The organism is uncultured Campylobacter sp. (genome assembly GCF_938045595.1).
GTDB lineage: Bacteria > Campylobacterota > Campylobacteria > Campylobacterales > Campylobacteraceae > Campylobacter_B.
This window is the reverse complement of the sequence record NZ_CALIBB010000247.1, coordinates 1-17,641: the sequence shown is the minus strand read 5'-3', so window position 1 is coordinate 17,641 and position 17,641 is coordinate 1. Positions and strand designations below refer to the sequence as shown.

At 44.3% G+C, this 17,641-nt stretch carries 24 protein-coding genes; 6 read left to right on the top strand and 18 right to left on the bottom strand.

Features of this window, described 5'->3' with window-relative positions; all coding sequences use genetic code 11:
- From purF to Q0340_RS09510, 3 genes are all read left to right on the top strand, one after another.
- A partial coding sequence (gene purF / locus Q0340_RS09520) for an amidophosphoribosyltransferase (protein ID WP_298083108.1) occupies window positions 1–1,208 on the top strand: 1,208 nt, incomplete at its 5' end.
- Between the two features lie 20 nt (window positions 1,209–1,228).
- The gene (locus tag Q0340_RS09515; protein WP_298083107.1) at window positions 1,229–1,585 is read left to right on the top strand and encodes a DUF488 family protein; all 357 of its coding nucleotides are present in this window, start codon (window positions 1,229–1,231) and stop codon (window positions 1,583–1,585) included.
- Window positions 1,586–2,056: 471 nt separating this feature from the next.
- Window positions 2,057–2,482, top strand: coding sequence for a TOBE domain-containing protein (locus Q0340_RS09510; protein WP_298026483.1), 426 nt, complete (start codon window positions 2,057–2,059; stop codon window positions 2,480–2,482).
- Between the two features lie 472 nt (window positions 2,483–2,954).
- On the opposite strand, the gene Q0340_RS09505 is transcribed toward Q0340_RS09510, so the two are convergent.
- The 5 genes from Q0340_RS09505 to Q0340_RS09485 form a co-directional block, all read right to left on the bottom strand.
- Window positions 2,955–3,149, bottom strand: a complete 195-nt coding sequence (locus tag Q0340_RS09505; RefSeq protein ID WP_298083106.1) for a hypothetical protein — start codon at window positions 3,147–3,149, stop codon at window positions 2,955–2,957.
- A 242-nt stretch (window positions 3,150–3,391) separates the two neighbouring features.
- Window positions 3,392–3,940: an NAD(P)H-dependent oxidoreductase gene (locus Q0340_RS09500; protein WP_298083105.1), complete on the bottom strand. Its 549-nt coding sequence runs from the start codon at window positions 3,938–3,940 to the stop codon at window positions 3,392–3,394.
- A gap of 116 nt (window positions 3,941–4,056) precedes the next feature.
- Window positions 4,057–4,416, bottom strand: a complete 360-nt coding sequence (locus Q0340_RS09495; protein ID WP_298083104.1) for a hypothetical protein — start codon at window positions 4,414–4,416, stop codon at window positions 4,057–4,059.
- Between the two features lie 134 nt (window positions 4,417–4,550).
- Window positions 4,551–4,775, bottom strand: a complete 225-nt coding sequence (locus tag Q0340_RS09490; RefSeq protein ID WP_298083103.1) for a hypothetical protein — start codon at window positions 4,773–4,775, stop codon at window positions 4,551–4,553.
- A gap of 99 nt (window positions 4,776–4,874) precedes the next feature.
- Entirely contained in the window at window positions 4,875–5,846 is a 972-nt protein-coding gene (locus tag Q0340_RS09485; RefSeq protein ID WP_298083102.1) for a hypothetical protein, read from the bottom strand.
- 245 nt (window positions 5,847–6,091) lie between these two features.
- On the opposite strand from Q0340_RS09485, the gene bcp reads away from it, so the two are divergent.
- From bcp to Q0340_RS09470, 3 genes are all read left to right on the top strand, one after another.
- The gene (bcp, locus tag Q0340_RS09480) at window positions 6,092–6,619 is read left to right on the top strand and encodes a thioredoxin-dependent thiol peroxidase (protein ID WP_298083101.1); all 528 of its coding nucleotides are present in this window, start codon (window positions 6,092–6,094) and stop codon (window positions 6,617–6,619) included.
- Window positions 6,620–6,875: 256 nt separating this feature from the next.
- Window positions 6,876–7,445 (top strand): NAD(P)H-dependent oxidoreductase, encoded by a 570-nt coding sequence (locus Q0340_RS09475; RefSeq protein ID WP_298083100.1) that lies wholly within the window; start codon window positions 6,876–6,878, stop codon window positions 7,443–7,445.
- 167 nt (window positions 7,446–7,612) lie between these two features.
- Window positions 7,613–8,431 (top strand): replication initiation protein, encoded by an 819-nt coding sequence (locus tag Q0340_RS09470; protein ID WP_297995915.1) that lies wholly within the window; start codon window positions 7,613–7,615, stop codon window positions 8,429–8,431.
- 133 nt (window positions 8,432–8,564) lie between these two features.
- On the opposite strand, the gene Q0340_RS09465 is transcribed toward Q0340_RS09470, so the two are convergent.
- The 13 genes from Q0340_RS09465 to Q0340_RS09405 form a co-directional block, all read right to left on the bottom strand.
- Complete coding sequence (locus tag Q0340_RS09465) at window positions 8,565–9,131, bottom strand: hypothetical protein (RefSeq protein WP_002950346.1); 567 nt, start codon at window positions 9,129–9,131, stop codon at window positions 8,565–8,567.
- Window positions 9,132–9,324: 193 nt separating this feature from the next.
- Entirely contained in the window at window positions 9,325–9,648 is a 324-nt protein-coding gene (locus Q0340_RS09460; RefSeq protein ID WP_297996003.1) for a hypothetical protein, read from the bottom strand.
- On the bottom strand, window positions 9,645–9,851 hold the full coding sequence (locus tag Q0340_RS09455) for a hypothetical protein (protein WP_298083099.1): 207 nt from the start codon (window positions 9,849–9,851) through the stop codon (window positions 9,645–9,647). The genes Q0340_RS09460 and Q0340_RS09455 overlap by 4 nt, the downstream gene beginning before the upstream one ends.
- A 3-nt stretch (window positions 9,852–9,854) precedes the next feature.
- A complete protein-coding gene (locus Q0340_RS09450) occupies window positions 9,855–10,508 on the bottom strand; it encodes an AAA family ATPase (RefSeq protein ID WP_298083098.1) in 654 nt (217 codons plus the stop codon).
- A gap of 438 nt (window positions 10,509–10,946) precedes the next feature.
- Window positions 10,947–11,951 (bottom strand): adenine-specific methyltransferase EcoRI family protein, encoded by a 1,005-nt coding sequence (locus Q0340_RS09445; RefSeq protein ID WP_297996641.1) that lies wholly within the window; start codon window positions 11,949–11,951, stop codon window positions 10,947–10,949.
- Complete coding sequence (locus Q0340_RS09440; protein ID WP_297996643.1) at window positions 11,948–12,322, bottom strand: hypothetical protein; 375 nt, start codon at window positions 12,320–12,322, stop codon at window positions 11,948–11,950. The genes Q0340_RS09445 and Q0340_RS09440 overlap by 4 nt, the downstream gene beginning before the upstream one ends.
- A gap of 1 nt (window position 12,323) precedes the next feature.
- Complete coding sequence (locus Q0340_RS09435; RefSeq protein WP_297996645.1) at window positions 12,324–14,276, bottom strand: type IA DNA topoisomerase; 1,953 nt, start codon at window positions 14,274–14,276, stop codon at window positions 12,324–12,326.
- Between the two features lies 1 nt (window position 14,277).
- Entirely contained in the window at window positions 14,278–14,553 is a 276-nt protein-coding gene (locus tag Q0340_RS09430; protein ID WP_297996647.1) for a hypothetical protein, read from the bottom strand.
- Window positions 14,554–14,575: 22 nt separating this feature from the next.
- Complete coding sequence (gene ssb, locus Q0340_RS09425) at window positions 14,576–14,995, bottom strand: single-stranded DNA-binding protein (protein WP_297996648.1); 420 nt, start codon at window positions 14,993–14,995, stop codon at window positions 14,576–14,578.
- Window positions 14,996–15,031: 36 nt separating this feature from the next.
- Window positions 15,032–16,243: a type IV secretion system protein gene (locus Q0340_RS09420; RefSeq protein ID WP_298024796.1), complete on the bottom strand. Its 1,212-nt coding sequence runs from the start codon at window positions 16,241–16,243 to the stop codon at window positions 15,032–15,034.
- A 1-nt stretch (window position 16,244) separates the two neighbouring features.
- Window positions 16,245–16,508: a hypothetical protein gene (locus Q0340_RS09415; RefSeq protein WP_298083097.1), complete on the bottom strand. Its 264-nt coding sequence runs from the start codon at window positions 16,506–16,508 to the stop codon at window positions 16,245–16,247.
- 56 nt (window positions 16,509–16,564) lie between these two features.
- A complete protein-coding gene (locus Q0340_RS09410) occupies window positions 16,565–17,416 on the bottom strand; it encodes an ArdC-like ssDNA-binding domain-containing protein (protein WP_298083096.1) in 852 nt (283 codons plus the stop codon).
- A gap of 41 nt (window positions 17,417–17,457) precedes the next feature.
- The coding region (locus Q0340_RS09405; RefSeq protein WP_298083095.1) for a hypothetical protein at window positions 17,458–17,641 on the bottom strand (184 nt) is incomplete at its 5' end.

Below are 17,641 nucleotides of genomic sequence, written 5' to 3'. Positions count from 1 at the left end.
CCACAGGGCTCGTGACGGAGGTTTTTAGCCCCGCGAGTTTTGAGCTTTTAAAGGGCAATATCGCGATCGGCCACAATCGCTACGGTACCGCGGGCGCAGATAGCCTAAAGGACGCGCAGCCGGTAGTCGGCAACTACGCTCTGGGAGAGATATCGATCGTTCATAACGGAAATTTGATCAATAAAGACGAAATTCGCCGCAAGCTCGTAAGCGAAGGGGCGATCTTTCAGTCCGGCATGGACACCGAAAATATCCTGCACCTCATCGCCCGTAGCAAGCAGGAGCATCTAAAAGACCGTATCATCGAGGCGCTACAGCAGTGCGTGGGCGCGTATTCGCTTCTGATTTTAAGCCGCTCGAAGATGTTTGCCGTGCGCGATCGCTACGGCGTGCGTCCGCTTAGTATCGGTAGGCTCAAAGACGGCGGCTACATCGTCGCGAGCGAAACCTGCGCGTTTGATCTCGTAGGAGCCGAGTTCATCCGCGACGTAAAGCCCGGCGAGATGGTGATCTTCGAAGAGGGCAAGGATGAGTTCAGCTCGGTTCAAATTTTAAAAGCTGCGGAGGCTAGAATTTGCGCGTTTGAATACATCTACTTTGCGCGCCCAGACAGCGTCGTAGAGGGCAAAAACGTATATGAAGTCAGAAAAAAACTGGGCGCGGCGCTTGCGCGAAAATGTAAAGAGCTAAAAGCCGATTTCGTCGTGCCCGTGCCCGATAGCGGCGTGCCGGCGGCGCTTGGTTTCGCGCAAGAGAGCAAGCTGCCCTTCGAGATGGCGATCGTGCGCAACCACTACATCGGCCGCACCTTCATCGAGCCGACGCAAGAGGTGCGAAATTTAAAGGTCAAACTCAAACTAAACCCGATCGGCGCGGCACTGCACGGCAAAAGCGTCGTCGTCGTGGACGATAGCATCGTACGCGGTACTACGAGCAAAAAGATCGTCGAGCTTCTGCGCCACGCGGGCGCGGCGCGCGTGCATATGTGCATCGCAAGCCCGGAGCTGAAGTATCCCGAGCGCTACGGCATCGATACACCGAGCGTGCGTGAGCTGATCGCTGCAAATATGAGCACGGATGAAATTTGCAAATTTATAGGCGCCGACAGCCTCACGTTTCTTAGCGTACCGGAGCTCGTAGAGGCGCTTGGGGGCGAGCGCAAATACTCGCTCGTAAGCTTCGACGGCGATTATTTCATCAAAGACTAACGAATTTAAAGGAACAGATTATGACAGAATTCAAGATTAAGCGCGTCTATGAGAGCGCGGAGAAAGAGGATGGATTTCGCGTACTATGCGATAGGCTATGGCCGCGTGGTATAAAAAAAGACGCGCTGGAGCTTGATATGTGGGCAAAGGACATAACGCCTAGCACCGAAATACGCAAGCTTTTCGCGCATAAGCCTGAGAATTTCGCCCATTTTAAGGAGCTTTACTTAGCTGAGCTTGAGCAAAATCCCGCCGTAGCTGAATTTTTGAAAAAGGTTAAAAACGAGCCAGTCGTCACGTTGCTATACGCTGCAAAGGACGAGCACTGCAACCACGCGATGATTCTGCGTGATTTTCTGCAAAACAAGGTGCGCTGAAATTTTGCGCTCAAAGCGCACCGCTCGCCATAATTTTAAAGCAAATGTAAAATCGCCTCGCTCGCCAATTCACTCGTAAAACCGATGTGCGAGGCGCAAAATTCAGCGAACAAGGCTTAAGCGGAGCGCTATTAAAGCCTTGCCAGGCGTAATTTGAGATAAATTTTCATCCGGATGTACACTTCGCAGATGCGCAAAACAAACGCTAAATTTTGCGTCAGAGCTCTAAAAAGCGCAGAATTTTATAAAAAGCAAATAAAATTTCAAGGAAAATAACTCGATTTAATATATGCAAATTTAGAATTTCATCTATTTTTTAACGCTATTTTTCATAATGCAAGCTAGGAATTTAAAAAGTGGGCTTAATATAAATTCGCAACAAATCAAATTAATTTCTTACATCCGGCATTTTTAAATTTCATTTAAGGATTTGCCGCTAACATTGCTCGTAATTTTTCACAAGGAGAAACTATGGCAATAAGTGCTAGAAATCAGCTTCACGTCGTAATCAGCGACGTAAAAATAGGTGCGGTAAATTCGCTAATCACAGCTAAAACCAGAGGCGGCGACGTGCTAAAAGCGACCGTTACGGTCGATTCTGAAAAAACTTTGGATTTAAAAGCAGGCAAAGAGGCGGTATTTTTATTTAAAGCCCCGAATGTCATCATTTCAAAGGGAGAAAATGATCTTCGTCTAAGTGCTGCAAATCAACTAAAAGGCAAAATCACCGCCGTTAAAGAGGGCGCAATCAATGCTGAAATCGATGTCAGAACCGCAGGCGGCGAAAATTTAAGCGCGATCGTCACAAACAGCTCCGTTAAAAATTTGGCGCTAGCAGTCGGCGACGAAGTAACCGCGATCATAAAAGCTACTCAAATCATCGTCGGCGTAAAATAATCAGGCGTAACGGTGCGTGCGACAGCGATGCGCGCGCTTTAAACATCACAAAATCAAGGAGCAAAATTTTATAAATTCTGCTCCTTCTTCAAAAATCTCTTTTGATAAATCAAATTTCGTAGCAGCCCAAATAACGCTATAAGCGGTCTTTTCTCTCATGCGCGCAGCTACACCCTGCGCGACATCCAGCCCCAATCACACCAAGAGCGGTCTTACCCTATTTTACCTTTTACCGCAGTGCACGTTTCGCGCAGGCTTTGCATCTATGCAGCACGCAAGCCCACTCACGCGAGATATTTATGAAACGCAGACCCCTCCTCTTCACTCTGCCTACTCGCTTATAGCAATGTGCTTTCATATTTTACGCGCTTGCTACGGCGCCACTTTGCTCGGTAATTACCAATCACCACACTTTTACAGCGGAAGGCTCGGCATATCTTTTCGCGGCGGCGATGCGATATTTTGCAGAATACTACACGATGCGGTAAATTTTAAAATTTAAACTCTCCAAGCGCGACAGAGACCGCTTCACAAAACCCAGACCCGATCCAAAGATCACGACACACACTTCATTACCCCTACTTTGCCACTTGCTGCGAAATTTAACCATTCTTGCGCAAATAAACACGATGAGTTTTACGCCGATGACTTCGAGCCGAACGCCCATTTGTGCCTCCATAGATGACAACATTAGCTAGCCGATGCGCGCCGTTTAAACACGCTTGTACCTTATAAGCAATCAACACCGGCCACAACGAGTGCACGCACGTATTAGTCGTAGCCATCCATGCGTGTTTCGATCCACTTTGAGCTTTTGCCGATCGGTTCGTTAAAAGCGGCAGTTTCGCGGCTAAAATTCGCCCTCGTAAAATTTCGGCTCATCGCCGCGAGTAGCGGGCATTTGCTTTGCTAAATTTGATACTCGCTAGAGCTCAACTCGCCTCGTAAAAGTTTGCCAAAGCGTGCGGCTGCGGCATCTACGGCATCGTCGCTAAACTCGCCGGGCTCAAATCCGCCGCTGATAAATGGTACGGCAAAGTCCATCCCGCAGTAGTTTGCCGCGATCTTAAGCGGCGTTAAAATTTCATCCATGCTATAGCCGATCGCACCCTGTTTGGAGTACTCGCTAAGCGGCGTACTAGCGCTTAGCGCGAGCTGCAGGACCTTGCCCCTAAGCGCGCCAGAGCCCACCAGTTCGTGCGAAAAAACGGCGTCGAGATAGGCTTTTAGCATAGGCGGCACGTTTAGCCAGTACAGCGGGTACAAAAACACGATACGATCCGCGCCGCGTAGCGCTTCTTGCTCGGCGCGAGCGTCGATGCGCGCAACGTCCGAGCCGTAAAACCCCTCTAAATGGCGTACCTCTACGCCGGCGGCGCCCTTTGCGACCTGCGATAGGGCTTTGTTTACGCGCGAGGCGGCGAAATTCGGATGCGATAAGATCACGAGCGTTTTCATGTTGTCTCCTTCGTTAAAATTTTGAAAAATTATATCACCAAAAGGCTAAAAGTAGATTAAGAGGGCTTGCGAAAGCGAGGCGTTTTTTGCTCGCGAGGGAGCAGAAATTTGCGGGATCAGACCCTGCTCGCGCGGTAATCGTAGCGATTAAATTTTAAAACGGCGATAATATCTCGCTTAGCGGCGCCGCGTATCAGGCCGGTATGCCAAGCGGTAGCCTGCGCGAGCCTAAATAAAACCGACGAGAGGCTTTGCGAGCGACTAAATACACCGACCGTCACGCTCGCTCGCGAGCTAAGAAACGTCGCAAAGCGCAGCTTCACCACGAGCGCGTCGGCTGCCGCGCCACCTAAAAACAGCTCGCACAAGATAAATTTGACCGCCAAAACTGCAAACAACGCCGCCCAAAACGCCCGCCTTCGCTGCAAGCTATACACAAAACAGACAAAGCCCTTATTTGCGATATTGTAGTCCATTATTTCACCAACAATTCTTTGAGCGCTTCGGTCATAGCATCCACTGAGCCGAGCGCCTGCACGTTTAGCAGATACTTACCGCCGACGACGAACGCCGGCATGCCCTACAGCACCGCCGCGTCGTAGCTCTCGTCTCATGTTTTTAGGATCTCTTGCGCACGCGCAGAGGCTAGAGCCTTGTCGTAGTCCGCGTCGCTCACGCCGGCTGCGCCAAGAGCCGCCGCGATAAATCTCCCGCTCGCTCGCAGGCTAAAAGGCGCCGCCAAAGCGCAATTGTGCCCGTCGCGCCATAGCTCTGCGGCAAAATACGTCGTCGCGCCGTCGCAATGCGCACTATCGCACGCTAAAAGTGTTTTCACTCCGCAGCAAAGCTATCGCCGATACACGGGTTATCTACCGGCTATCGCGCGCCAAAAACGCTTTCACGCCCGCGTCGCAAAGCAAACTCCTGCGCTCGCTTAAAATTCTAAAATTTGTCTGGCGATGAGGCTTTGTCCGCCCTCCTCTTTTACACTGCAAAGCATTAAATTTCGCTGCTCAAAAAAGGCTTCCAGCCGCTCGCCTTCGCTAAGAAGGGTCTCGCTTACGATCCGCCCGATGCTCGGCAAAAAGCGCCAAACGCCGTTTTCGCTCTGCAAAAGCAGCGACTTTTCGTCCACACTAAGGCGTATCTGCTTAAATTTAACTCCCGTATCCCACTCTTTCCGCGCTCCGTCCGCGCCGAGCATTAAAATTTTACCAGATAAAATCATCCGAGCGCCCTCTCCGTGCCCGTCGCAAATTTTAGCGGGGACGTAAATTGCGGGGTGAAAGTACCAATTTCCCGCATTATCAAGCTGCGCGGCGTCAAAGGTACCGACCTCAAAGAGTACCTCGACCCTACCTTTTGCGACATCGTATCGCTGCACGCAGCCCCGCACCGGCGATGCGATGAGATAGCGCTCGCCGCTGCCGCGCAGTAGCAGGCGACAGCCCTCATCCTTTAGTCGCTTTTTGCTCACGCCGCCCTGCGCGTAGTTAAAGACCGCAACGCTGCCGCCCGAACGGTTTAGCAAAACAAGCGTGCCCTGCTCATCCCCCGCGACGAAGTCGGAGTATTTGGGCACGCCTTTTTCGTATTTTTCATCTATCTGTAGCGAGCCCCTGTGCAGGCGGTAAATTTTGTTATCGGTCACGGCGAAAATATGCTGCGCGTCCGCGCTAAAATGCATGCAGCGCACGGCGTTTCGAAGCAGCGCGTTAGCCGTTTCCTCGCCCGTAGCAAAGCTCATGCGGCGCAGGCGCATAGAGGCGTATGCGCTGCCCCAACCGTCCGCGACGTAAAATACGTCCGCGCAGAACGGATCCTGCGTAGGCGCGATGGCGTCAAATATGCCGTTTTTAAGTCGCTTCCGCCATAAAATTTCGGTCCTGAGTTCTAGCCGTGCCATTTTTCTCCTTTGCGCGCACCGAGCGTAAATTTTATAAATCTGTTCGCCGCGGGCGAGTTTTAAATTTAGCTCGCGCAAAATTATATCACGAGCCGCTAAATTTAAGCCTCTTCGCGCAGCTCGTTTCACATGCAGCTGCCGCGCGGGGCAAAATTTCATCCAAGCAAGGATAAATTTATGAAAAAAGATTAAAATTTAGCCGCGATTTGGGCTACGAGCCCGAAAATTTCAAAAAAGGACACGATATGCAGAGAAAAACACAGATCGAAGGCGAGTTTAGCGCAGAGGATCGCGAGCGCAAAATCACGCTGCAAGCAGGAGACGTAGCGCCCGCCTTTACGCTGCAAAACGCCGACGGCGCGAGCGTCGCGCTAAAGGACTTTGCGGGAAAAAAGGTCGCGCTGTATTTTTACCCCAAGGATAACACCCCCGGCTGCACGACCGAAGCGTGCGAATTTAGCGCCGCGTACGATGATTTCATCGCCGCAGACTGCGTGATCGTCGGCATCAGCCCCGACAGCGCCAAATCCCACGCGGACTTCATCGCCAAGCAGAGCCTAAAGCACATCCTGCTGAGCGATCCGCAGCACGAGGTAGCCAAGCTATACGGCGCGTGGCAGGTGCGCAAAAACTACGGGCGCGAGTATCTGGGCATCGTGCGCTCGACCTTTCTGATCGGTGCGGACGGCAAAATTTTAAAGGTCTATAAAAGCGTCAAGGCAAAGGATCACGCCGCAAAGGTGCTCGCGGATCTGCTAGCTGCGGGGAAGTAAAGCGCTAAGTGGTATTTTGAAGCAGAACTCCGGCGCATTTGGGCGCTAAGCTTTAATTATGAAATTTATGCGCTGAAATTTGCTACGGAATTTCGGCGTCAAATTTAAGCGCCGAAGCTTCGGCATTAAAATTTCGCTTTGAAATTTTGCCTTAGAATTCTGCCGCTCATTTGAAAATAAAATTTCAAAGCGGGGCTATATCTGCGATTTTGGCGGCAAATTTTATCGCCCCAAACCAAAATTTTAAAGGAAAAATATGAAAAGCTTAATCATTCTAGCTCACCCCGACATCGAAAATTCGCTCATAAACAAGCGGTTTTTAAAAGAGGCTGCCGCGCAAAATTTTGCCGTGCGCGACCTAGCACGCGAGTATCCTAGTGGCGAGATAGACGGCGAGCGCGAACGCGCGATAATCAAAGCCCACGACGCGCTGGTGCTGCAATTTCCGCTGCACAATTTCTCCTCGCCCGCGATTTTAAAAAGCTGGATCGATGCGACGATGACGTATGGATTTGCCTACGGGCGCACGAGCGAGGGTATGCGCGGGCGTGCCGTGGCGCTGGCGGTGAGCGCGGGCATCAAGCGCGCCGACTACGCGCCTAGCGGGCGATATCATTTCACGATGGAGCAGATTTTAGCGCCGTTTGAGCTGGCATTCCGCTACTATTTTCACGCCGATTGGCGCGGATTTTTCGCGTTTTACGGCGCCGAGGAGACGCCGGGCATGGATTACGAAAGTAGTGTCACGCAGATAGAAAAAGGCGCGGCGGAATACGCGGAATTTTTAAGAAATTTAGGCGCAAAGAGCGCGGATAAAAAATTTTAAATTAAAACAAGCATTTTGAATGTAGCGGGTCTACTCGCATATATCTTGATAAAAATTTAGACTAAAAGGCAGGCTCTCGTTTTAGAGCTAAATTTTAAAATTTAAGTCGCAACACATTAAATTTACTCTATTATAGCAGTTAAATCTTTAAACTGCGAGGTATAGACATGAGTGAAATTTCTTTCTATTTTGAGGAAGGTGATTTCGTGTTAAAAGCCAGTAGAGTTGTTAAAGCCGAAAAGAGCGGCACGCTTGTCTTTCGAAACAAAATGAACTCTGTGTTGTTCCCGGTTAATTTCACGGCTAGGGATTATGATATTTTCTTTACGATCTGCTGGTATGCAAAGCAGATGGGCTATGTTGAAAATGCCAAATTTATTGAAATGCCTTACTCTGAAATTTGTAGATTTATGCCGTCCGGCCTGAATAAAACCAGATTTAACGATGAAGTAAAGAATTTTAGAGCCAAAGTTCTAGGGCAAGACGGCGCTGCCATCTATAGGAGCGTCGAAATTACCGAAGATGATGAAATAACTACCGTAGGCGTATTTTTTACGGATATTCGAATTTTTAGAAATAAGCAATCATTAAGTTTTAGATTAAACCCGGTTGCTCTTGAGATTTTATTCAGTACCCTTAAATTTATGAAAATAGATTTAAACAACTTTGTTGCGATTAAGGGCAAATTTGCCAAGACTTTATATCGACTCCTGCATCAATACGAAAACGTAAAAGCCGATAAAGACGGCTTTAAGTGTGTAAATTTTAATAGAGACGACTTTGAAAGATTTATGAGCGCGCCGGCCAAATATAACGCTTCCGATTTGGATCGCTTTGTAATTAATCCGTCTATAAACGAATTAAATGAAAGTTATTTCAAAAAACTTCTTTTTGAGAAAAGAATAGCTGACGGCAATAAAAAAGCGGTGGTCGGCTACTCGTTCAAATTTATTTTGAATGAAAAAACGGAAAGAATAGGGGCTTAAAACTGCGCCTCTTGTCGCTTTGGGTGCATAACCCTATCGCTTTGATCCTCATCGTCGCTTACAGGGCTTCTATGGACTTAAAATTATCTTAAAGCAACGCATTCCCGGTACAAATAAATTGCCGGGTTCTGCGCTATCCTCTTATTCTCATAGCGATGTATTCGTCCGTATCTAAGTCGTAGTTGTTCGCTTCGGCTTTAAACTGCATCAGTTCGTCAAAGGTAAAAATATCCTTTAGCTCGTATGTGGCTAAAATTTTAACGTCTGAATACGTCAGGATGCTTACTTCTAGGCTCTCTGCGATCTGCCTTATTTTCTCTTTCTTGGAATCACTTACGAATACGATATAATTTTTTATATGCTGCACGTCCTTTGGATCGTTTGGCTGCGGCGCCTCGATAAGCCCCATTTTGAACCGCACAAACTCGCTCATGCTGGTGTTGAACCATTTGGCCTGATCATAAATTGTTATCAGCACATCGTCTTTTATATGCGGTATCGGCGTCGTTAGGGCGAGCTCTATAAATTTGGCCAGCGTATACGTCGGATATTTTTTTCGTATTTTTACGGCCAGTTCCTTTGAGAATTTCGTCCCTATCGCCACTTTGCTCTTTTTTGCCGGCGCTTCTTTTTGCGTGTCCGCCCCAGCTATAAATTCCTCTAGCTTGTCCGTAGAGTTGCTTGCTCTTTTAAAGTCCATTTTCTTCCCTTTTATTTTTTAAAATTCTAATCTCTTAATATTAATAAAAAATAAAATATTAAAAATTAAAATAGCATTATTTTTAATTTTTCGCAAAACTAAAAATAATAAATTTCCTAAATTTATACTAAAAAAGCGATAAAAATTATAAATTTATCGCCTTACGATATTTGTTTTCTTATCTCGTCTACTATCAGTCGCCGTCTTTATCTAAAAATTCAAACTGCTTCATAAAGGCATCGGCGCTCTCTACGATCCTCATGGTGGCGCGAATGCCGCAGCGCTCGCACGGCAATGTTTCAAGCGCTTTTGTCAAACCGCTACTTTTTATGATGAAAATCGTACCCGGCTTAAAAGTGGCAAGCTGAGTGGACGTCTCAAATTTGCTTCTTACAAGACAACCGACCCAATCGGAAACTTTTTTGGGCGGCGCTATAACGCGACCGCTGGCTTTAAATTCGAGTTCCGGTTTTTGAGTCCTTGTTCTTCCGGCTATTATTGTTTCCTTGTCTATCATTTTTTATCCCCTTTTTTAACTTTGATTTGGTTGCCTACTATGCGCAGGTCTTTTTCCTCGTTCAGTTCATTAAAACACCCTCTACACAAGTGATCGTATTCATCTATGCCTGTGTATTCTTTGACATCTTTTCCTAATTCATAAATTTTGACGTCATCCTCGCTACGTGCGCCGCAGCTATCGCATACGTATATGATGCTCATTTTTCACCCTTTTAAAAATATCTCTTCGCATAAATTCTTGATTTCTTGCTCCGCCTTGTTGCCGTCGTTCATCTCGACTACGCCGTAGCCTAGCTGCGTGGCTATTTTGTAGCGCTCGCGCTCAAATATGATCGTATTGGCCAGCCTTATATAATCTTCTTGGAGCTCCTCGATAAATGCTTTTAAGCTGTCTATCTTCTTGTATAAAAACGGGTTGGTCGAGGCTCGGTTGATCACGATATAGGCTTGCAGCCTTTCGTTTTGCTCTTTGGCCATTTTAACGATATTGACCATTTTATCTAGGACGCTTACGTCAAACTGGCTTGGAATGGTCGGAATTATTAAGATATCGCTAAGTGCGATGGCTATTCGCATTTCTCTGCTATCCCGGCCGCCGGTGTCTATGACTATGTCTTTGCTGCGATCTATGCTTTGCAAAAATTCTTTTAAATTTTCGCCGTATTTGTAGGCGAAATCAAATGCTTTCGGATGCCCTTCTTCGTTTCTTATATTTAGAAACGTAGCAATCGACTTTTGCGGGTCGGTATCTAATAGCAAAAGCGGTTCGCCTTTTACTATGCCTTGATTTATGGCTATATTCGTGGCAAGCGTGCTTTTTCCGCTGCCGCCTTTCTCGTTACAAATCGATACGATCATAACTTTTCCTTTGCGTAAAAATTTAAAATGATTATATCGCCTTAAACTTAATAAATAATAAAATATATATTGTTAAAATACTATTTTATGAAAAAATATCAAAAATAAAAGATATATTTTAGATAAAATTACATAAAAATAGCAATAAAGTTTTATAAATTTTTACTCTTTCCTGGTCGATAGTAAGAAGTGCATTTTTATGATTAAATAAAGCATTGCGTTAAATGCGATGTAGCAGATTGCGGCTAGCGCTATAAAGAATGCGTCCGCGTTTAGTATCGTTTCCACTCTGTTGGGTAGTTTTAAAAAATATAAAATAGCATTCGTGCCGAACCCTAACAAATTTATGGTTAAAAATACCCACATAAACCGCTTTATGGGACTGTTAAATAGTTCTGCTTTCTTTGATTTCTTCATAGTTTTAAGTAAATTTACTCCCTAAATTTGATTTATTACCTTAGTCCTAGGTCTAAGGCCGTTGATCCGCTGGATTATTATCCTGGTAAATAGCTCTTGCCCGTTTAGGACTGCTGATTTCGTATTGCTTTTGGTGTAGCTTTGTTTAACTAGCTCAGGGTATTTTTCCTTGATCTCAAAATCGCAGCCTAGTATATGAAACTGCGCCGGGTTGTGCCGTAAAAAGAACGTAAGGGGCACGCCGATTACGCCATCATAGTCGATCGGTATGTTTTTATAATTGGTCACTTCTATGATTTTGTAGTTATCGTATTCCGGGTATTCGTGCTCATTGCCTTTGTATTTTTTCATCAGTCTTACGCCGGTTTGATGCTTTGTGCTTTTTAAATTCGTAAACCACGATACGTTGCTAAATCGCTTTTTGCTGCCGTCCGGGCGAGTAAAAATATTTACTTGGTGATTTCCTAGCCAAATTTGGTTATTTTTGTATAGCTCAAATATCTTTTTATAGGTAATCGAATACGTTCCGCCTACGATTAAAAATTTCTTTTGACCACTTTGGGCTATATCTATAAGCTCTCTAAAAAGGGAGAAGGGTGGATTGGTTACGACGATGTCGGCCTGCGCGATTATCTCCTTTACTTCGTCACTGCGAAAGTCGCCCCGACCGCGCAACTGCGTTTCGCTCATGCCGTCACTCGTGATCTCTATTTTCGTGCCTTTCGAGCTTGGCTCGTTGACGTTAAATGTCGTCGTAATCAGCTTTTTTAGCTCAAAAGCTTTAAAATTTAGGGCGAAATACCTATAAAAATTGCTATTTTTCCCGTCATTGCACGGGCAGACCACGATTTTGCCCTTAAAATGCGCTTTATAGTCTCGCAGCTCTTCTCTGATCTCGTCAAAGCTAGTATAAAACTCGTCGTCGATCTCGTATTTGGCTTTCATAAAATATACATTGGCCCTCTTTTCTTTATCCGCCATCCAGCCTTGCTCGATCAGCTCGTTTTGGGTTGAGATTTGGCTCATTCTTTCCCTTTTTGTCCCGTTTTGCTTTTTGTATCGAAATACGATTTTAAAAAGCAAATTTCAAAATAATCAGCTTCTGGATCATTTAAATAATGCTCTAAAAATGAAGCGAGTTCCGAACGTACGCCGCCAAACTCTTTAATAAATTTTTTCTTATTTTGCGTTGCAAAGCATATAAAATCATCTTTGCCGATAATACACTCATAACGACTTTCTAAGTTTCTCCTGTATTTTTTAAAAATGTCAAAAAATACAGGGTTTAACGTATCCTTATATTTTTTACCGAAATAAATCCCGGCTATATCTTGCTCTTTATCGATTGTCGTTTTACGGCAAACACGAAAAAAGATTTCGGTGTTGTCCACAACCATGTTATTTCCTCTTCAATGCCTTTTCTATAAACGCCTTACAAATTTTCAGATCGGTATCGTAACCTTTGGGTAGCTCCAGCTTTTTATCTTTTGCTAGATCTTGCGCTAGTTTGATTTGTTTGTCGCTCGGCGGACGGATGGCCTTATCTTTATTCTTATTTATAAAATCCGAGCAAATTTTCCAGTCCGTTTCGATGCCGTCCGGCAATGCTATTTTTAAATTTGAGGCTATGCTTTTCGCAAAGTCCAGCTGAGCCGCACTCGGCGGTTTTGTCTCGCCATTGCTTAGCTCTTTAAAGCCCATTTTTTCGTGCAGTGGTTTTATGAAATCGAGATAATTTACTTTACCGCTGCTTATTTCGTCTAGTACGCTTTCCATTTGCTTTGTAAATTCGCTTTGTGTGATCCACTCGTCGTCCTTTTTAACGCTTTCGATGAAGCTTATACCTTTATTCGTGGCCACTATGTTTTGATTTTTGCCTTTGGTCTCGATAATCACGAATTCTCGTTTTAAAAGCGTAGGTAGAAACGTCGCATACGTGCTTGGTCTACCGATACCCTCTTTTTCTAAAAGGGAGATAAAATTGCTTTCCTTGTAGTGTTGCGGAGCTTGTTTTTTAACTTCTTGTAGCTCAAAGCCCAACACCTCGACTTCATCGCCTTGATTTAAATTTAGCTCTATTTCCGTCACCTCTTTGTCCTGCTCGTCTTCATTGTCCGCTTGCTCTTTTAAAGCCCCCTTAAAGCCTTTATAGATACATTTGCCAGTCTTAGCCTTAAAACTTAGAGCTTTGATGTCTATGTCGTATGTTTTATTCTCGTTTACGGCATTCTTGGCTTGGCTTAGGACTGAATTTAGAAAAATAAGCTCATAAAGCGATTTTTCGTCATCCGTTAGGCTTTCGCGCCCGGCGATCTCATCCATCTCGCCATAATCGTGTACGTGGCTTATACGGATCGCTTCGTGAGCCTCCGCTTGGCTTTGGCTGCCGGCTTTATATATTTTTTTCTCGTACCATTCTTGCCCTTTAAATTTAGCTTCCACCTCATTTATAAACTCGTCCGATATGGTATTGCTATCGGTTCTATGATATGTGATGAGGCCTTTTTCGAATAGCTTTTGAGCTAGGCTCATGGTTTTATCCGAGCTAAAGCCTAGTCTTTTATTTGCCGTCTCTTGCATTTGACTGGTTCTAAACGGAGCTTGCGGCTTGATTTGGCTTTGTTTCGTATCTATTTGATAGACTTTTGCTCTGCTGCCGCCAAGTTCGGCGATTTTTGCGTTCGCTTCGTCTTTTGAGATAAAAATATTATCGTTAACGGCCGTAAATTCTACGCCGCTGCCGGTTTTTAGCTTTACTTTGATTTTGTAGTCGATCTGTTTTGAAGCAGGGCTTGCCAAAAATTCTTTTATTTCAAGCTCTCTTTTTACGATCAAGGCAAGTGCCGGCGTTTGAACTCGGCCGACGGATAAATTTTTGTCGTTGAGCTTGTTGATGTAAGCGGGCGACATGATAAAGCCCACCAGCTTATCGCCTACTGCTCGTGCTTTAAAGCTATCGAATTCCTTTAAATTTGAGCTTGCAAACGGCACGGCTTTATCTAGCCCTTTTTCGATGCCGCTTTCGGTTATTTCGTGAAACTCGGCGCGCTTTACACTTTTTGCGACATTTTTAATCGTCTCATAAACCATGTAGCCTATGCCGTATCCTTCTCGATCCGGGTCGGTGGCTATGATGACGTCTTTGCCTTTGCAGTCATTAAAAATTTCGTTCATTCTATGCCTGCTTTGCTCTTTCATCTCAAATATCGGCTCATAGCCGACATAATCGACCACTATCTCCTTTGCTAGTTCTTTAAAATGCCCTTTTGTGGCGTAAACCTTCGCACCTGTTATATGTTCTATCTTGTCGCATTTATTTGGACTTTCAATAATGATTATCGCATTTTGCATTTTACATACCTGCTGCATTATAAGCTATTTTTATTATGCTTTGTATCTGCATAATTTGTTCTTCCGTCAAATTGTCATAAATTTTTTGAATATCAGAAACGTTAACATCATTTCCATCATAGGCTATTATAAAAAACGATTCAAGCACATGTTTCATTACTTCATTTTCTTTAAACTCCCTTGTAAGTCTTTCTTGCAAAATTACAATTTTTGCCGTTTTGTTAAGCTGCGAGAATGGGACATTGTCGTATGTACCTGTTATGTAATTTAGGTTCATTTTTTACTCCTTCAAAAATTTATTAGTCGAATGGCGCGTCTTGCGCGTTATCTGTATATTCGTTTTCTATCTGCGGCGCAGGATGAGCTTGCTCGTTTTGCCCAGCTTCTTGCCTATCTTTGGTATCAATCATTATCATTTTATCGACGATTACGCTATGCTTGCTTCTGTTTTGTCCGCTATTGTCCGTCCATCGGTCAAATTTTAGTCTACCTTCGATGAATATCCTTGAGCCTTTGGACAGGTATTGGTTGGCTATTTCCGCGCTTTTACCCATAAAAGTGACATCTATAAAGCACGTTTCTTCCCGCTTCTCGCCGTTTGCCGCGTTAAATTTGTGCGACGCGGCTATTGCAGTACTACCTATGGCCATACCGCTTGCCGTGTATCTAAGCTCAATGCCTTTGGTCAAATTTCCTATGATCGTAGCTTGTGCAAACATTTTTACCCCTTTTAAAAAATTTTCTAAATTTTAGCCTTACGGCACCGCGTATCCGCCGCGAAACGTTTTATATACGTCGTAGGCGCCCTTCGCTAGCATTTTTGAGCCCTTGCCTATATCTTTTCCAAGATTTACGCTTGCATCTATTCCTGCTTTTGTAATTTGCCCTACTGCTCTTCCGCCGGTTGCTCTACCAAAGCTTTGCAGTGCCCCACCGATAAAGCTACCGCCGGTTGCTTTTCTAGCTAGCCCGCCCAGTAAAGTTTTTCCAAGTATACCACCAGCTACCGCGCCTGCGACTACTCCGCCCGCTCCACTTTCCATCTGTGTTCCCAGTACCGCATTTATCCAATTTGGTATTTTTCTGATTATGAAAAGCGCAGTTATGCAAGTAATTGCTCCAGTAATCAAATATTCAAACTGCTTTATAAATAATTCGCCTATGACGTTTTGATATTTCTCAAGCTCTATGATCGGATTCATTGCTAAATTTAGGGCTATAAATGCCAAAGGAGCGATGATGGCGTATGATAGGTATAGCTTGTACCAGCTCCATAAATACGGCAAAAAGCGCGGCGTTATCAAAAATGGCAGCACCAATGGCAGCGTGCTTAATATCAAAAATGCCACGAATTTGCTAAAAAATATAACGATCGTGATGCCGATTAGTAGAATAAAAAATACTAGGTAAAATATCCAAAACGGGATCATTAAAAATGCCGTTACAACCCCTGCCATTATATAATCACTCGGACCATTAAAGCTTAACCCCAAAAATGACCATTCTTGTGATTTTAAATAAGTTTTTGTTCCATAGTCCCACATTAAAGCTCTTAAATTATCCACCCTATTGGCCGATTCCGTTACAATCGTTCCGAAATCTTGACTCTGAAAAATCGAGCTCACCGTCGCAGTTATCGTATTTTCAGGTATAGTTAGGAAGTATAAAGCGCCCGTATATGCTTCAAATGAACTAAGAACTGCAAAAATAAAGCAAAGCCTGATTATGTATTTTATAGCATTAAATGTCTCCTCTCGCGTTGGATATCCATTTTTTAGCCTATTTAATAGCCAAAATACAACTATTAAAATTATGATCGTCGTCGAGGCGGTTGAATAAACTAAATCGTGCGCCCCTTGATAAAATTTTTCAAATAAACTCATCACGTTTTCTTGCATAACGGCCTGAGTCTTATTTATCCAGTTACTATCTGTTAAAAGCACTTTTGCTACTTGCTGCTGAGCCATTTTACATCCTTGTTATATCTTTTTCATATGTTTTTATTGATATTAATGCCTTGTTGTTATTTATTGGTTCTGAAGTTTTTATCTTTTTGATTTCTATTTTTTTATCGTCTTTTATTACCGTCTCGGTCGTAATCTCCTCTTGAAAATACGGGCTTTGCATCTCAACGATAAACTCTTCCGCTGTCTTTTTCGTATTGATTATGGGCCGCTTTTTGGCAGTCGCCCCGCCGCTGACGCCTAAAAAATTCAAAAAATCAAGTAACATTTTAATTCCTTAAATTCGGGGGCTTTCGCCCCGATCTACCCTAAGTTTGACTTAACCTATCTACCTTGCTCTATGCTGTTATATTGTTGCTTGATCTGCTGCTTAGCTTTTTGGGCTTCTTTGGACATATCAAGCCTTTGTGCCGGATTATAATAATCTACGCCTTTGATTTGCGCCATAGTTAGGTTGTTTAGCTGCTTAGCTAAATTTCCACCTATTCCCAAAGTTTTGCCATAGTCGACCCTTGCTTCATATGCTTGGTCTTTTGCGGCTTCTCGGTAGTTTTGTATTGCCGTTAGATCCCGCTCTTTGATTTTTTCTTCATTTAGCCCGTCGAATTGGCTTACGTGATAGAGCGTTTTCGTCTCCAATCGCGGTTTAATCGGGATTTTTTCCTTAACAACGTATGTAATCGCTTTGCCGGTATTTTCGTCAAATCTAACGTTTCCCTCCTTATCTTTTACGGTCGCTATAACTTCGTTGCCGTTTTTGTCTAATTTAGGTCTCATTTCATGATCTGCGATATAAAGCATTTTGACGCCCTCGACTCTTGCCTGCAGGCCGTTTTTGGTCTTTAAAATTTCACCGGTTTGCTCGTCGTGCTTGAGCTTGAGTACCCCACCCATTGCATTTCCTTGCTCCATCGTTACGAACTGCGCTTTTTCATAGCCTCTTATAGCCATTTCAGCCCTTAAAAGCATGCTAGTCTCTCTTGAGTACGTCTTGCCGGTTAGGGCATTGTAAGGCATAGTATTGTCTACTTCTTCCTTACTCATATCCCTTTGCCAGTCCGCTTTTGCGGTCTTGTGGGCTTCGAAGAGCTTATATTTCATGTATTTATCAAAGCTCTCTTTTTTCTCAACATTACTCATTTGCTCCCAACTCTTTTTCTCTTGTTCTGTTGCCATTTTTTTATCCTTACATCTGTCGTTTACTCATAGCTTTTGGGCTATGAGTCGGTGTTAGGCTCGTCTTGCTCGTCGATCTCCATGCTTTGGTGGGACTTATTTAAATATTCCCACTCCTTGCTTTCGCCGTCGCTGAGTTCAAACTCGCCATCTTCGCTTGTTGCAAATCGCTCGGCAAGATTTTTCTCATACTCTTTGTATGCCTTTTCTTGCTCTTGCTTCTCT

Bases quoted from the DNA above. Each gene is read 5' to 3' on its own strand.
- Q0340_RS09515 (WP_298083107.1), top strand. From the start codon at position 1,229: ATGACAGAATTCAAGATTAAGCGCGTCTATGAGAGCGCGGAGAAAGAG.
- Q0340_RS09510 (WP_298026483.1), top strand. From the start codon at position 2,057: ATGGCAATAAGTGCTAGAAATCAGCTTCACGTCGTAATCAGCGACGTA.
- Q0340_RS09505 (WP_298083106.1), bottom strand. From the start codon at position 3,149: ATGGGCGTTCGGCTCGAAGTCATCGGCGTAAAACTCATCGTGTTTATT.
- Q0340_RS09500 (WP_298083105.1), bottom strand. From the start codon at position 3,940: ATGAAAACGCTCGTGATCTTATCGCATCCGAATTTCGCCGCCTCGCGC.
- Q0340_RS09495 (WP_298083104.1), bottom strand. From the start codon at position 4,416: ATGGACTACAATATCGCAAATAAGGGCTTTGTCTGTTTTGTGTATAGC.
- Q0340_RS09485 (WP_298083102.1), bottom strand. From the start codon at position 5,846: ATGGCACGGCTAGAACTCAGGACCGAAATTTTATGGCGGAAGCGACTT.
- bcp (WP_298083101.1), top strand. From the start codon at position 6,092: ATGCAGAGAAAAACACAGATCGAAGGCGAGTTTAGCGCAGAGGATCGC.
- Q0340_RS09475 (WP_298083100.1), top strand. From the start codon at position 6,876: ATGAAAAGCTTAATCATTCTAGCTCACCCCGACATCGAAAATTCGCTC.
- Q0340_RS09470 (WP_297995915.1), top strand. From the start codon at position 7,613: ATGAGTGAAATTTCTTTCTATTTTGAGGAAGGTGATTTCGTGTTAAAA.
- Q0340_RS09465 (WP_002950346.1), bottom strand. From the start codon at position 9,131: ATGGACTTTAAAAGAGCAAGCAACTCTACGGACAAGCTAGAGGAATTT.
- Q0340_RS09460 (WP_297996003.1), bottom strand. From the start codon at position 9,648: ATGATAGACAAGGAAACAATAATAGCCGGAAGAACAAGGACTCAAAAA.
- Q0340_RS09455 (WP_298083099.1), bottom strand. From the start codon at position 9,851: ATGAGCATCATATACGTATGCGATAGCTGCGGCGCACGTAGCGAGGAT.
- Q0340_RS09450 (WP_298083098.1), bottom strand. From the start codon at position 10,508: ATGATCGTATCGATTTGTAACGAGAAAGGCGGCAGCGGAAAAAGCACG.
- Q0340_RS09445 (WP_297996641.1), bottom strand. From the start codon at position 11,951: ATGAGCCAAATCTCAACCCAAAACGAGCTGATCGAGCAAGGCTGGATG.
- Q0340_RS09440 (WP_297996643.1), bottom strand. From the start codon at position 12,322: ATGGTTGTGGACAACACCGAAATCTTTTTTCGTGTTTGCCGTAAAACG.
- Q0340_RS09435 (WP_297996645.1), bottom strand. From the start codon at position 14,276: ATGCAAAATGCGATAATCATTATTGAAAGTCCAAATAAATGCGACAAG.
- Q0340_RS09430 (WP_297996647.1), bottom strand. From the start codon at position 14,553: ATGAACCTAAATTACATAACAGGTACATACGACAATGTCCCATTCTCG.
- ssb (WP_297996648.1), bottom strand. From the start codon at position 14,995: ATGTTTGCACAAGCTACGATCATAGGAAATTTGACCAAAGGCATTGAG.
- Q0340_RS09420 (WP_298024796.1), bottom strand. From the start codon at position 16,243: ATGGCTCAGCAGCAAGTAGCAAAAGTGCTTTTAACAGATAGTAACTGG.
- Q0340_RS09415 (WP_298083097.1), bottom strand. From the start codon at position 16,508: ATGTTACTTGATTTTTTGAATTTTTTAGGCGTCAGCGGCGGGGCGACT.
- Q0340_RS09410 (WP_298083096.1), bottom strand. From the start codon at position 17,416: ATGGCAACAGAACAAGAGAAAAAGAGTTGGGAGCAAATGAGTAATGTT.